Source organism: Rickettsia endosymbiont of Urophora cardui (assembly GCF_964030725.1).
GTDB lineage: Bacteria > Pseudomonadota > Alphaproteobacteria > Rickettsiales > Rickettsiaceae > Rickettsia.
In genome coordinates this window covers 203,442-217,607 of sequence record NZ_CAXIPY010000007.1, presented here as the reverse complement: position 1 = coordinate 217,607, position 14,166 = coordinate 203,442, and the positions used below count along the sequence as shown (strand labels likewise).

Below are 14,166 nucleotides of genomic sequence, written 5' to 3'. Positions count from 1 at the left end.
CCCCGAAGCTCTGCTTCGTGATATCATAAGAAACAACTAAAACTTTTTTAGATACCTCGTAGCTCTGCTGCGAGGAGCATCATTTTCTCCTCGCAATGATGTTGAAATTTAAAATATTAAAATTTTTATGGATTCCGTGGACAAGCCACGGAATGACAAATCGATTTACAATGAACAGAAATATTTTTATTACATTATTAATATCGTTATTGGCACTGTCGGGGTGTACTGGGGATACTTGTATCGATCCGGATGATTTCGGTTTTATAAAATTTAATATTTCTTCTAGATATGATCCATCTGAAGTTACTTCAAGACAAGAGGGGGATCAGGTAGCACCATGGCGGGATAGTGCTTATAAAGTAAATGGTTATCCTTTAACAATTATGGTAAGACCTTGGGATTATATGTCTGGGGACAAGAATACTTCAGGGATGTTATCAGCATGGTGTCCATGGTATGGGCAGCAGAATAATTTTACTACCTTAGCTGAGTTTTGTGTTAGACTGCGACCATGTCAATTTACTGACGGTAAGATGTGTCCAACTCCTACGCCAAGGGATGCACCTATTAATAATGCTCCTTGTATACTTACAAACGGGGTAGGGCTTTATTTTTTAATTGCTGATAAAGGTTCTAATCCTAATATGTCGCCAGATTCACAGCGTAGCCCGAAAGGCATAACGCAGCATTTAGGTGAACCAGTTACAAGCCAAGGTTATGAATTTTATAGTATTAGCAGTACTGGAAAGTTTTTACAAGCCGGTGGTATAAATTACCAATATGGTTGTACTAGCCTACCTTGCGATCAAGCTTCAAATTATGCTCAAGATCCGCTATATTTCAAAATTTTAGACAAATTTTATGATGATAATAGTGGACAATATAGGGTAGTAATAAAATCCGGAGTTAGCGATACAAGACCTGATCCCCTACAATTTTTAACAAATTTAATAAAGAATGAGTTATTTGGTACTAGTGATAAAGATCCTGGAATTGTAAGGCAAACTTATCAGCAAATAATTGAAACACCTGTCTATAGGTTAAGTATTTCGGCTCTTTTAACTCTTTATATAATGTTTACTGGATTTTCCTTTTTAATAGGAAATATAAACATGACTCATGTTGAGTTAGTAGTTAGAATACTAAAAGTCAGTGTAGTTTCAATATTATTAAGTACAAGTAAAGCTTGGACATTTTTCCATGATTATTTATTTGTATTTTTTGTTGAAGGGCTAGCACAGATATTACAAATAGTACAAGATGCTTCAACAGGGCAAAGTTTACTAAGCCTTCTTATTTCCCCGCAAACTTTATCTAAGCTATTTTCTTTATTGTTTGTAGATCCGCTTGGGTTTATTTATATCATACTATATTTAATAGCTCTGTATTTTATTTTCTTACTTATATTCAAAGCTACAATTATTTATCTTACTGCATTAATAACCATTGGCATGATTATAACAATGGCACCGATATTTATTTGTTTCATGTTATTTAATATAACTAGATCGTTATTTGAAAATTGGTTAAGACAATTAATATCATATGCTATACAACCTATAATTTTATTTGTCGGTATTGCTTTTATCGGAATGATTATTAAAACAGAAATACAATCGACATTAGGTTTTGCTGTCTGTAAGAAAGATTTCCCCGATTTAGGACCTATAAATCAAATTTTTGGTAGTTTTACAGAAGATTTAGATTCAAGTATTGGTAATTCGATATTTTATTGGTGGTTTCCGGTATCGATGAAAGGAGGAATTGAGAATTTCACTCAAGCAGATATATTAGTCCCCGAAGATTATACCAAAAAGGATGGTACTAAGTGTTTGGCATATCAATGTATAGATAAACGTTATATTCAATTACCGTTTTTAGACTTAGTTAAAGATGCAAATAGAATTAGTCATTTTATAAATGGTAAATTCGTCCAGCTTGATGGCTTATTATTGATATTTGTTTCTATTTATTTGCTTAGTAAATTTAATGATACTGCTATATCGACGGCTAGTTTTATTGCGGGTACTTCGGGTAATTTAACATCGATACAGGCTGTTAACCAGCAATCTTACGATTCTATCATGAAGCAGGTCAATAGACCGATAAATTATGCAACAGGAGTTATTAGTAAGCCAATAAACCGAATGCAAGAGCAAACGAGTATGTTCTTTGCTAAAAAATATCAAGGACTTATGATGGGTAGGCTTGACAATAAAGCCATTAGCTCTTCGGCTAACACAGCAGTGCAAAATGAAGTTAAAAGAAAATATGGTATAGATTATAAAGACGTTAATATGCAAGCTGGAGCAGATTATAAAAACGGCATTTCTAAATTGCTAGATAATACAGCGTTTTTACCGAAAGGTGGTGATTTGGATGTGCAAAAACTCGCAACTATGAATTTTGCACAGCTTCGAGATGAATTTGCCAAAAATAAATATGGTGCAAAAAATTATAGCTCTTTAACTAGTGATCAGAAACTAGAGCTTGATAAATTCATGAAATCCGATTTAGGCGAGAAAGGTAAATCAGCAAAAAGCTTACGTGAGCTTGCAAGTGATGCAAGCTTTACTAAAGATTATCAAGAAGCTTACAGAAATGCTCATCAGGATATGTCAGGGCGAGGAGTTGGGTTATTTGGTAAAAATATAGGAGCACTTAGAAGTTGGCAAGAAATGGAAAATCGCGTGAAAACTAAACGTGAATTAAAAGAACAAAAACGTGTAGCTATAGGCGAAAAAATATATGCCGGCTATACAGGCTTAAAGAGAGAAGCACTTACTGCGATAGTTGGTAAAGATTTACGTGATAAATATGAGGGTAATCTAACTAGTGCTGAATGGTATGACTTTAACTATAATGATCCGCAGCTTAGAACTTATAGTGAAAGTCTAAAAGATGACGAAAGAGCACAAGAAGTCCAAGAGCTTCAAATGCAGATTAATAAAGAAACATTAGGAGCTCAAGCAGATGTAATATCTCCTGAATATATTGCAAAATTAGAGCGTTCAGGTAGACAGAGTGACGTAGAGTTTTATCAAGAATTATCTAAAAGAAAGCTTGTTCATCAGGTATATGATAAATTATCAGAAGCTAAAAATGGAGAAGATCCTGTAATCATGGGCGATAGGTTTATGCAGGAAAAAGCTACCGATGCCCAAATGCGTACTATGATAGATAATGCACATAAAAAACACGAAGAGCTTATTAATGAAGATTGGTATGGGCGTCGTCAAGAGCATTACGATATTATGCATGAAAAAGCTCAAGAGAATATCGATAACACTTATAAAGAGGTTAAAGACCATTTCAAAAGAGATGATATTAAGCTTGAGGAAATGCCAGCTTTAATAGCACAATATGAAAGAGAGAGACCGATAGAATCTTTTGATAGTAAGACAGAGCCTTCTTCTTTAGATAAAAGGATTGAAGATGCAGTTAATAACTTTAATATCAATGCTAAAAATTATGAATATAGTGCATCGGTGCTTAACAATATAGAAGAAAGAAAGCAAGTTATTACTGATGAAGTAAATGCTCAGATTGATCGAATTAATAAATATAGAGAAAATGCTAAAATGCCGCAATACCAGAAACCAGTAGAAAATTCAGGAAGAAAGCTCAGAAAATTAGAAGACCATTTGAGAAATATGAAGTAAAGAGTCTTTTGCAATGATTGTGTAAATTTTTGTTGAGCCTATATTAGAAGTAATTAAAAATTGATTATATCTGGCTTAATTAATTATAGAACTTTCCAGCTGCCATATACATAAAGCCACCATTAGTTCTAATGTAAGTAATGTCACCACTCCAAACCTCATTCACATTAGGCACATACACTTGCTTTGTTGAGCCAGATTTAGTCCAATATTGATCAAGTAAGTAGCTAGTCCGTCCGCCAAAACTCTAAAAGCCTTATAGGCAATAGGGTTTTAGAGTTTTGGCGGACGGACTACCTAAAAACTGTTTTTTCCAATTTTGAATTGTTTTAACACTTATTGCATATTTTGAAGCTAACTGACCAAGTGTCGACTCCTCTTTTATTAATTCTAATACTATCCCCGTTTTTTCTGAAGCACTGAAAATTTTTACTTTATTTTTCTTCATCTTTCCTCTTAAGTTTATTGCTATTTATTCTAACTTATTGCGGAAACACACTCCTTCATTTTTTTGTCCAATTTTTTCATGTATGGACCTCCTGTAGAATGCAAGAAAAAAATAACATCAATAATAAAAACAAACAAATGCAGTCATGTATCCGGCTTATAGCTGATAAATCAACCTAATTTATTCTACAGCCCTGATGGAATTCGCTGGCTTACAAACTATATACTTATCAGTCCATCGGCTTCTAAAAGAGCCACTGAAAAACGCAGTTTTTTTGTAAGCTAAGGTTTGTCTTATTTACCATCAATATTAATTATCTCAAGCATATTTCGGGTTGGAATCTCTTACATATTGTTTTGCTTTTACCTATTCATTATATAGTCTATCCGCCAAAAACACTTCAAATCCTGATCATTTGTAATGGGATAGAGTTTTGACAACAAATTGCTAAGATTTTCAATAAAAATTAATAAGTTATGTTAATTTTTACTGATACATTTCTGTGTTGGTCTAATTTTGATATGGAGCTATTGTTAACGATTTTTTATCGTTCATCTAGTTTTTGCATGATGATATTTTTGATTTATGTGGAGTTAGACACGATTTGTAAATGATTTGCAATGCATCGTAAATTCAAACCAATAGCAGAGATTATTGGATTGATAATATCTCCTATCATACCTTTCAAGAAGTTTCTACCCATCCGACCATATTGCTTTAAGTGACCTATTATTGGTTCTATGGCACTGCGTCTCTTGATCATAGACTTGTCCTCTTGTAACAACTTCTTCCGCGTTTTTGGGGTATATACCTTACTCTTCTCCTTTACATTGCTACCACTATACCCAAGATCAACAAATGATTTCTTTATCTTGATTCCAGTGACACTCTCTACTGCTTCAAAGCTCTGATGCAATGTATGACCATCATAAGGATTATTATGAAACGATTTTGCGGATAAAACAAAATTTCTACGACCACTTACTACTACCGCTACTTTATTGCCAAACTCATATGGCTTGTTGCGTTTTCCCTTTCCTATACACTCTACTTCAGGGGCATGAAAACTATATAATACTTTGTTATCTTCTTTATATTGCTTTTTAGCTTCTCTTTTTAAAACAGATTGGTTATGTATTTGTTTTATTTTTTGCAATACTTCTTGATTTTTGAGAGACAAGTTTAATTGCTTATTTTTGATCTCACGCTCACATACTCTAATCAAACGACCCAGTAATATTTTTAAATGCTTCATTATTTTCCAACGCTTCTTGGCTTTACTATGTTCTTTATATTTCCATAGCTTTACTATATCGCGTTTATAGGTTCTAGCGTATGTTTCATTCAAATGTATACCCAAACTGTTGCAAAGCTTTACTATGCTAAGCCTAGCTTTATCCATTAAATAAACATCGTGTGGGTGTTTGATATTCTTAATTTGTACAGTCGTATCAGCGATGATTAATTCCAAATCTTTTTTTTTAATTGTGTTAGTTTTTATCCCAACCCTGATCAACTCCGATAATATCTCATTATATCCAGCTTCACCTAATACACTACGAAACCGTCGTATACTAGTTTCCGAGATAGCTATGTCTTTTTCTATATATTCCCACCCGCAGAAATACTGCCAATACATATTCTCTTTTAGCTCTTCCTCTGATAATGAATCTGAAAAATTATACATTGCTTGTAGCATCGTTATGCCAAGCATCACTCTATGACATTTTCTATTTCTACCAAATTTCTTAATACAAACATTTTTTGATAACCACTCTTCGAGCCTAGACCAATTTATTAATTCTCTTAATTTATATAGCTTATTATTTGGGTTTAATTCTTCTTTTAATTTATAACCAAACAGTTTCCCTTGTTCTTGCGATTTGATAATGTTGTCTATTGGCATTGACTGAAATCCATAAGGTTTATGACCATATTTTATCATTTTCTTACGGATTGTTGTATTACTTCTTGTCTTAAAACCATATTATCTATAAGGCTTGTAGAGTTTTGGCGGACGGACTATATAAATCACCATTTATTTTACTTATAAGTGCTATGCTACACACTCTTTAGCTACAAACTTTACTCTCTACATAATCATCTCCTGATCTTAGTACAGCAAACACCACTCTTGCCAACTTATTAGCTATGGCAACTGTCGTTTTATTATGGCTACTTCGCTCAGATAAATTAAACATCCATTTCGTAAATTGGCTAAAATCTTTTTTAGATTTCTGTTCTTCCGATGTAAATCTTATCTTGGCATTTAGTACAGCTCTAGCCCCTTGAATTAATAAAGTGCGTAAGTATACATCACCTCGCTTGCTAATTCCCAGCAGCTTATCCTTCCCACCACTTGAATGTTGTCTTGGCACTAATCCTAGCCATGCCGATAATTGCCTGCCATTCTCAAAACTTGTAGCATTACCTATTGATGCTATTAAAGCAGTAGCAGTAATTAAACCAAGACCAGGTATAGCTCTTAATCGTTGATATTGAGTTAGGTTACTTGCTATCATTGTTAATCGTTTTTCTATCTCTTTTATTTTTCTGTTATTATCTAAGAATTCTTCTTTTAGTTCACTAAATGTTTGATAACTTAACTGGCTTAATTTCCCTGCATCTAAAATCTCAATTAATTTTGTGATAACCTTATTAATGCCTTGAGGAACAATAAAACCAAACTCATGTAGTAGCCCCCTAATTTCATTAGCAAGTGCTGTACGATTTTTTACCAATCTCTCTCTTACCCTATGTATTGATAAAATTTCTTGTTGCTCTATAGTTTTAATTGCAACAAATCTCATATTAGGTCTTGTCACGGCTTCACATATCGCTTCAGCATCTGCTTGATCATTTTTATTAGTTTTAACATATGGTTTGACAAATTGCGGTGCCATTAGTTTTACTTCATGCCCTAATTTAGTTATTTCTCTTGCCCAATAACTAGAACCACCACAAGCTTCCATCCCTACTAAACATTGTGGTAAATTAGCCATAAATGTCAAAACCTGATCTCTCATCAATTTTTTCTTTAATACTGTCTTGCCATTTTTATCTACACCATGAATTTGAAAAATTCTTTTTGCAATATCTATACCAATTGTAGTAACCTCCATATGGACCTCCTTAATTGTTGTTTTAATATGTTAAATATTAACCCTAGAAGATTAGCAACTGCTTTTCATTCTCTATATCAGGAGGTCCATACCATTAGTCCATTATATACCACATTGCTTGGTAGCTGCACTTAAATTATCTGTACGATGCTCTGGTAAAACTCCACCTAACTCCCATACAGCTTTTTCAAACCCTGATGCTAATGTATCAAAACTTTCACTATGGCATATGCTAAAAGTTTCCCAACATGAATAAGGCAACATAAAATGAAATAGTAAGTGAGGATATGGTTGCCCACCAATACAAATACCCAATTGATTCATATTGGTCCAATCAGACTGACTCTGTTTGCCAGGAAGAATATAGCTAACGCGGAAAGGTTTTTACCATAGTTTTTGTATTTACTCACATATTCACCAGATCTAAATCCTATTAAACATTGCTGGACTAACTTTAAAAACTGTTTACGTAAAATTATTGATCAATGCCTAAGTTTTTCCTAATCTGTGGTAGAAACATTTCCGTGTTAGCTATATTTTGTAAAAAGATTACTGTCTTATCCTTACCATGTGCAGCTCTCCATTGTTTCAACCTTTTCTGCAAACAGCGTAATTGCTTCCCATTATAATTCCCATGATACTTTTCTGTCAAATATGCTAATATGGTAGTTGCTTGCAACTCCGGTGCTGATTCTAGCATTGATTCTATTTCATCCCAGTGCTTCACAAATGGATCCTTACGTGTCCTATATTTACGTATTGTGCGTAATTCGCTTGGATACTTATTAATACGTAAATACTTACGTGCCGTTTTTACACTCATACCTGCTTTTGCAGCAGAAATTATCTGATTATATTTTTTGATCTTTTGCATTAAAATACCTACTTGGTTATTTGTACATGTCATCAGTAATTCTCGAATAATATTTAAATATTTAAAAATAAATTTTTATTCGATTTTACTGTCCATAGTTACTTCTTTTTTATAGGTAATTTTAATGTTCGTTGAGGGTAATTCTAATATTCGTTAGTCAAGATGAGGTCAAGATTTGGCAGAGTAGACCTCTTGAAGCAGTATACCCTATAGTATATTTTGACTGTTTAGTAGTGAAAGTAAGACAAGATAAACTTATTATTAATAAATCAGTATATGTAGCTTTAGGAATAGATTTATCTGGCAGAAAGGATATTTTAGGCTTATGGATAAGTGACTGAAGTTTTGACAAAAAATTTTTATTAAAAAAAGTGGCGAGTGTATCAATCTATAATTTGTATTATATATCAAATAATTTACTTTAAATTGTAGAAATATCGCTTTTAAGCTGATAAAAGCACTAAATATTTAACTTTAAATATAAATTTTCACTTTAGTCAGAAAAATTAGAATTTTTGTCAAAACTTCAGTAAGTGAGAATGAAGGAGCTCAATTTTGGCTTGGTAATTTTACTGAGATGAAAAATAGAGTCTTTTGCAATGATTGTGTAAATTTTTGTTGAGCCTATATTAGAAGTAAATGATGCTCCTCGCAGCAGAGCTACGAGGTATCTAAAAAAGTTTTAGTTGTTTCTTATGATATCACGAAGCAGAGCTTCGGGGAATTAAACCCTGAGAGATTAAAAAAAGTGGCGAGTGTATCAATCTATAATTTGTATTATATATCAAATAATTTACTTTAAATTGTAGAAATATCGCTTTTAAGCTGATAAAAGCACTAAATATTTAACTTTAAATATAAATTTTTACTTTAGTCAGAAAAATTAGAATTTTTGTCAAAACTTCAGTTAAATGTAAGATCAAATGTCAACTAATGCAAATTAACGACTAGATGTCACTTATGATTTAACTAAACCTATTATTCTTTGGGAAGCCCATAGGAGGTAGTTTACCGGTGCTACCTCGTTTACCTAAAAAGGCAATAATATTCTTCTCAAGTTTCACTTTCCCGCCACTATTCCAGCTTAAGCCCTCTTCCCTATTAAATATTTTAATATCTAAAAGCTTGGCGTTTTTAAACTTTTGCAGCGTTACGCCTTGTCCTTTCTTCATTTCTGGTATTTCGTCGATATTAAACACTAACAGCTTGCGACTTTCACCAATGCAAGCAACACTATCACCATTGACCGGTAAACAAGCTATGCATGTATAACCATCCGGCACATTCATAATTTGTTTGCCACTTTTTGTTTGGGCCATTACCTCGTTTGAATTGACCATAAAGCCTTTACCTATGCTGCTTGCAAGCAATAAAAGCTGATCTGGCTTATAGACTAAAATCTCAGTAATATCATTATTGCCTATATCTACAAGCAATTTTATAGACTCACCCGTGCCTTTACCTTTACAAATATTATCGGCAAGGAGGGTAAAAAATCTTCCTTCTGAGCTGATTATCAATATTTTATCGGTTGTGTAAGCCTCTAAAATAAACTTTTCTGCATCGCCCTCTTTATATTTTATACTTGATAAATCATTATTATGACCTTTTAGCGAACGCACCCAGCCCATTTTTGAACAGATAATCGTAATTGGTTCTTTAGTAATAAAAGCCGTTATGTCAACTACTTGATTCGTTAGTGTTACTTCTTCAAAACTAGTTCGCCTCGCTCCTATCGTAGTATTTAAGCCGAATTTAGCCTGCACAGCTTTTATTTCTTTTTTAACGACTTTCCATAGCTCTTTTGGATTATTGAAGATCTCCTCAAGTATTGCTTGTTGCTTTTGTAAATTACTATGTTCAGCTATAATTTCTTGTTCTTCAAGTTTACGAAGTGAACGCAGGCGGGTATTTAATATTGCCTCTACTTGAATTTCGGTTAGTTTAAAACGCTGCATCATTATCGCTTTCGGCTCATCCTCTTCACGGATGATTTTAATAATCTCATCAAGGTTTAGATAAGCTATTCGTAAACCTTCTAGAATTTCCAAACGATGCTTTATTTTGTTTAATAGATAAGTCGATCTGCGGGTAATAATATTTTGTCTATGGCTTAAAAACTCTTGCAGAACCTCTAAAATATTCATCACTTTCGGTACGTTATTACTACCAATGACATTCATATTTAGCTGAATTCGGCTTTCTAAATTCGTCAGCTTAAATAAAGACTCCATCACTATTTGCGGGTCACAGCTACGATCTCTTGGCTCAATAACAAGCCTGATAATATCAGTTGATTCATCTCTAATATTACTAACAAGTGGTATTTTTTTATCTTTCAACAATATCGCAATTTGCTCTATAAGCTTTGACTTCTGAACTTGATAAGGTATTTCGGTTACAACTATCTGATATACACCATAATTTAGCTCTTCTTTTTCCCACCTAGCTCTTACCCTAAAGCTACCGCGTCCCGTCATATAGGCACTAGTGATAACATCACTTTTATCAATAATTATGCCACCGGTCGGAAAATCAGGTCCTTTAATGAAATTCATCATGTCGCTAATTTCAGATTTTGGATGATCGATTAGATGCATCAGAGCATCACACAGCTCATGCAAATTATGCGGCGGAATATTAGTTGCCATACCGACCGCTATCCCCTCCGAGCCATTGGCAAGCAGGTTCGGAAAGCTTGCGGGCATTATGACCGGCTCTAAATCAGAATCGTCATATGTCGGGCGGAAATCTACCGTATCCTTGTCGATATCTTCCATAAGAAGCGTACATATTTTCGTCATACGTGATTCGGTATAACGCATTGCTGCCGCATTATCGCCGTCGATAGAGCCGAAATTACCTTGTCCGTCAATTAATGGATAGCGAAGGGAAAAATGTTGAGCAAGACGCACTAAAGTGTCATATACTGCAACGTCGCCATGGGGGTGATATTTACCGATTACGTCACCGACTACCCTTGCACATTTCTTATAGCCCGAATTCGGTTCAAGTCTTAGCTGCAACATTGCGTATAATAACCGACGATGTACAGGCTTTAACCCGTCACGTACGTCAGGAAGCGAGCGGGACATAATCGTTGACAGTGCATAAGCAAGATAACGCTCGGATAAAGCACTCCCAAAGTCAATATTTTCTATTTTAGTTTCTTTCATAATTTATTTAATTTTTTTATTGCATGACTCTTAAAATGTCATGAGTTACTCGACTATAAGGAGCGTGGCAATCTCATAAGGGTTTCTGAGATTGCTTCGTCGCTATGTTCCTCGCAATGACGGGAGGAGTATCCCAAAAATCTTCATGCTTCACCCAATATTTAGTTTCCGCTAACCTTTTATCTGCGAGTTTTGAAAAATACATATCTTCTTCAAGTGTAATTTCATCAAAATCTTCTTCCTTTGTTGTCATAAATTATTCTCACTCAATATTAAATAAAGAGTTGGGTAGACGAGTATACTACTTCAAAACGCAGTTTTGCTTATTCTGTGCCAATTTCTTACAAACTGCTTTTGCTTGACTAAGGTTATTATAGTTACCAGCTAATATTAAATAGAAAAATTTTCCATCGTCACATTTAACTTTTTGAGTAGTGATAACAGCGTTTTTTAGGATTTTTGGAAATTTCTTTTTTATTCTCTCCCCTTCATTTATTGCATCTGCTTCCGATTTTACTGAACCAAGCTGCACTTTATAGCTATTTGAATTATTATAACTTTTTATATTTTTATTGCTAGCTGTACTTTCTTTATCACGTTTTATTATATTTAAACCTGTCTCATCTTTTTGTGAAGCATTATTCGGTTCTATTAAAGAAAGTAGATTTGATATGTCATCCGAAGAATTTATCTCAAAAGGGTCATCATTTTGATTGCGTGAATTTATATTAACAGGCTTTTCAGGTTCAGGAAGAAGTTTTGCATTTTTAGGGTTTGTATTTTTAGAAATAAGGTTTTCGTATATAGTACTATGCACCACAGATGACATAATTTCTTCTACTTTAGAGGGTTTTATTTTTGTAGGTAGTTCGTCTGCATAAATAGTAATTACCGGCTTGCTATCTTGATAATATTGATAAGCAAAATAAATAGCAGCAATACATATCAAAAACACCAAACATATTTTAGTAAAAATATTATTAATCATATATAAAATATTTGAGATGTCATCCCGTGGCTTGGGAACTAGATCCAGCAAATAATAAAAAATACTAATAGTATTTTTAACTGGATCCCGCGATCAAGTCGCGGAATGACAATTGGAAAACTGATCCACGCGAGCAATGCCGCCACGGGATGACAATTGAACTACATTCTAGTCATCGGTTCTACACCTATAACCTCAAGACCGCTAGCGATAATTTTCTGTATAGCTTTAGCAAGAGCAAGACGTGCTGTTGTTAACTCTACATTATTTTCTATTATGAATCTATAATCGTTATTTTCCTTACCGAAGTTCCATAAAGCATGAAATTTTGAAGCTAGATTTATCAAATAAAACGCCACTCTATGCGGTTCAAAATATTTTGCTGCTGTTTCTAAAGTTTTTGCCCAGCTAGCTAACAGCTTTATTATCTCAATTTCTTCTTCCGACGATAATAGCGATAAATCATATGTGCCAGCTTCAAAGCTATTATAAGATTGCGGAATCGTTTCCATAGCTTTCGATAATATCGAAAGCGTTCTAACATGTGCATATTGGACATAAAATATAGGATTTTCTTTAGATTGTTCTTTTACTTTTACTAGGTCAAAATCAAGCGTCTTGTTATTTTCTCTTGTTAACATCATAAATCTTATAATGTCTTTGCCTACTTCATGATTTACGTCTTGCACGCTAGCGAAAGTTCCAAGACGCTTTGACATCTTAACCGGCACACCATTTTCAACAAAGTTTACTAATTGGCAGATTTTAACATCAACTTTAACCTGCTCTTTGCCTAGAGCTTTAACAATCGCTTCAATCCTTTTGACATACCCGCTATGATCAGCACCAAGCACATAAATTAAGTGATTTGCTCCTCTATCTAGTTTATCTTTTGCATATGCAAGATCGGAAGCGAAATATGTCCAACTTCCATCGGCTTTCCTTATAGGGCGATCTTGATCGTCACCGTATTTGGTAGACTTAAACAATTCTTGCGTTCTGTTTTCCCACTCTACGTGGACTTTACCTTTGGGAGCAGGTACACTACCCTCATAAATTAACCCCATGTCGGTCAGTAATTTAACAGTTTTTTCTATTTTACCATTATCGTGTAATGTCTGCTCGGAAAAAAATACATCGTGTTTAACGCCTAGCTCTTTTAAATCTTCTTTATTTAAATCTAGCATTTTTTGAATGGCAAAATTTTTAACTATTTTAACCCTTTTTGGCTCATCCATATTTAATAATTTATCACCGTATTCTTTAGCTAGGGCTTGCCCGACAGGAATTAGATATTCCCCTGGATATAACCCTTCAGTAATAGTAATTTTTTCGCCTAAAGCTTCCCTATAACGTAATATTACTGTGCTTACTAAATCATTTATTTGTGAACCAGCATCGTTAACATAATATTCTTTCGTAACAGGATATCCTACTTTTGTTAAGATATTTGCAAGCACGTCTCCATATACTGCACCTCTTGCATGCCCTATATGCATCGGTCCAGTTGGATTAGCTGAAACATACTCAATATTGATATTTTTGTTTTTATCTATGTCAATTTCAAAAAATTTAGATTCGTTTTGTAAAATATCTTGAATTGCAGTGTGCCAGCTATCAGCTTTAATAGTAAAATTAATAAACCCGGGTCCGGCTATTTCTATACTTGCGATATATGGTAGTTCATTAAGAATTTCTTTGAATTTTAATGCAACTTCACGAGGAGGAACGTTTTCTTTGGCAGCAATAATCATTGCGATATTACTTGATAAATCGCCGTTAAAGTTATCTTTCGGAGTTTCAATACTAGCGTGATTTGCTATTTCAGAATTATTATATAGCTGCATACTTGCAGTAATTATATCGTGTTTTAGTTTGTTAAATATATTCATG

General features: G+C 33.7%; 10 protein-coding genes and 1 pseudogene. 2 read left to right on the top strand and 9 right to left on the bottom strand.

What is annotated here, in order from left to right; translation table 11 throughout:
* Positions 1 to 170 precede the first annotated feature (170 nt).
* Entirely contained in the window at positions 171 to 3,665 is a 3,495-nt protein-coding gene (locus AAHI98_RS15040; RefSeq protein ID WP_342226349.1) for a type IV secretion system protein, read from the top strand.
* Between the two features lie 256 nt (positions 3,666 to 3,921).
* Here AAHI98_RS15040 and AAHI98_RS15035 read toward each other — a convergent pair whose 3' ends face one another.
* The 5 genes from AAHI98_RS15035 to AAHI98_RS15015 all read right to left on the bottom strand — a co-directional run bounded on the left by AAHI98_RS15035 (position 3,922) and on the right by AAHI98_RS15015 (position 8,142).
* A complete protein-coding gene (locus AAHI98_RS15035) occupies positions 3,922 to 4,113 on the bottom strand; it encodes a helix-turn-helix domain-containing protein (protein WP_342226348.1) in 192 nt (63 codons plus the stop codon).
* A 583-nt stretch (positions 4,114 to 4,696) separates the two neighbouring features.
* On the bottom strand, positions 4,697 to 6,058 hold the full coding sequence (locus AAHI98_RS15030) for an IS5 family transposase (protein ID WP_342224717.1): 1,362 nt from the start codon (positions 6,056 to 6,058) through the stop codon (positions 4,697 to 4,699).
* Positions 6,059 to 6,185: 127 nt separating this feature from the next.
* The gene (locus AAHI98_RS15025; RefSeq protein ID WP_342224642.1) at positions 6,186 to 7,235 is read right to left on the bottom strand and encodes an IS110 family RNA-guided transposase; all 1,050 of its coding nucleotides are present in this window, start codon (positions 7,233 to 7,235) and stop codon (positions 6,186 to 6,188) included.
* A 102-nt stretch (positions 7,236 to 7,337) separates the two neighbouring features.
* Entirely contained in the window at positions 7,338 to 7,559 is a 222-nt protein-coding gene (locus tag AAHI98_RS15020; RefSeq protein WP_342226347.1) for a hypothetical protein, read from the bottom strand.
* A gap of 151 nt (positions 7,560 to 7,710) precedes the next feature.
* A complete protein-coding gene (locus tag AAHI98_RS15015) occupies positions 7,711 to 8,142 on the bottom strand; it encodes a hypothetical protein (protein WP_342226346.1) in 432 nt (143 codons plus the stop codon).
* Positions 8,143 to 8,270: 128 nt separating this feature from the next.
* Here AAHI98_RS15015 and AAHI98_RS15010 point away from each other — a divergent pair.
* A pseudogene (locus AAHI98_RS15010) lies at positions 8,271 to 8,447 on the top strand (transposase); the annotation flags it as partial.
* Between the two features lie 627 nt (positions 8,448 to 9,074).
* On the opposite strand, the gene parC reads toward AAHI98_RS15010, so the two are convergent.
* The 4 genes from parC to argS all read right to left on the bottom strand — a co-directional run bounded on the left by parC (position 9,075) and on the right by argS (position 14,165).
* Positions 9,075 to 11,285: a DNA topoisomerase IV subunit A gene (gene parC / locus AAHI98_RS15005; RefSeq protein WP_342226345.1), complete on the bottom strand. Its 2,211-nt coding sequence runs from the start codon at positions 11,283 to 11,285 to the stop codon at positions 9,075 to 9,077.
* Between the two features lie 73 nt (positions 11,286 to 11,358).
* Positions 11,359 to 11,538, bottom strand: a complete 180-nt coding sequence (locus AAHI98_RS15000; protein ID WP_342226344.1) for a hypothetical protein — start codon at positions 11,536 to 11,538, stop codon at positions 11,359 to 11,361.
* A 48-nt stretch (positions 11,539 to 11,586) separates the two neighbouring features.
* The gene (locus AAHI98_RS14995; protein WP_342226343.1) at positions 11,587 to 12,273 is read right to left on the bottom strand and encodes an SPOR domain-containing protein; all 687 of its coding nucleotides are present in this window, start codon (positions 12,271 to 12,273) and stop codon (positions 11,587 to 11,589) included.
* 161 nt (positions 12,274 to 12,434) lie between these two features.
* Positions 12,435 to 14,165 (bottom strand): arginine--tRNA ligase, encoded by a 1,731-nt coding sequence (gene argS, locus AAHI98_RS14990; RefSeq protein ID WP_342226342.1) that lies wholly within the window; start codon positions 14,163 to 14,165, stop codon positions 12,435 to 12,437.
* Between the last annotated feature and the right edge of the window lies 1 nt (position 14,166).

Bases quoted from the DNA above. Each gene is read 5' to 3' on its own strand.
- AAHI98_RS15015 (WP_342226346.1), bottom strand. From the start codon at position 8,142: ATGACATGTACAAATAACCAAGTAGGTATTTTAATGCAAAAGATCAAA.
- parC (WP_342226345.1), bottom strand. From the start codon at position 11,285: ATGAAAGAAACTAAAATAGAAAATATTGACTTTGGGAGTGCTTTATCC.
- AAHI98_RS14995 (WP_342226343.1), bottom strand. From the start codon at position 12,273: ATGATTAATAATATTTTTACTAAAATATGTTTGGTGTTTTTGATATGT.
- AAHI98_RS15040 (WP_342226349.1), top strand. From the start codon at position 171: ATGAACAGAAATATTTTTATTACATTATTAATATCGTTATTGGCACTG.
- AAHI98_RS15030 (WP_342224717.1), bottom strand. From the start codon at position 6,058: ATGATAAAATATGGTCATAAACCTTATGGATTTCAGTCAATGCCAATA.
- AAHI98_RS15020 (WP_342226347.1), bottom strand. From the start codon at position 7,559: ATGAATCAATTGGGTATTTGTATTGGTGGGCAACCATATCCTCACTTA.
- AAHI98_RS15025 (WP_342224642.1), bottom strand. From the start codon at position 7,235: ATGGAGGTTACTACAATTGGTATAGATATTGCAAAAAGAATTTTTCAA.
- AAHI98_RS15035 (WP_342226348.1), bottom strand. From the start codon at position 4,113: ATGAAGAAAAATAAAGTAAAAATTTTCAGTGCTTCAGAAAAAACGGGG.
- AAHI98_RS15000 (WP_342226344.1), bottom strand. From the start codon at position 11,538: ATGACAACAAAGGAAGAAGATTTTGATGAAATTACACTTGAAGAAGAT.
- argS (WP_342226342.1), bottom strand. From the start codon at position 14,165: ATGAATATATTTAACAAACTAAAACACGATATAATTACTGCAAGTATG.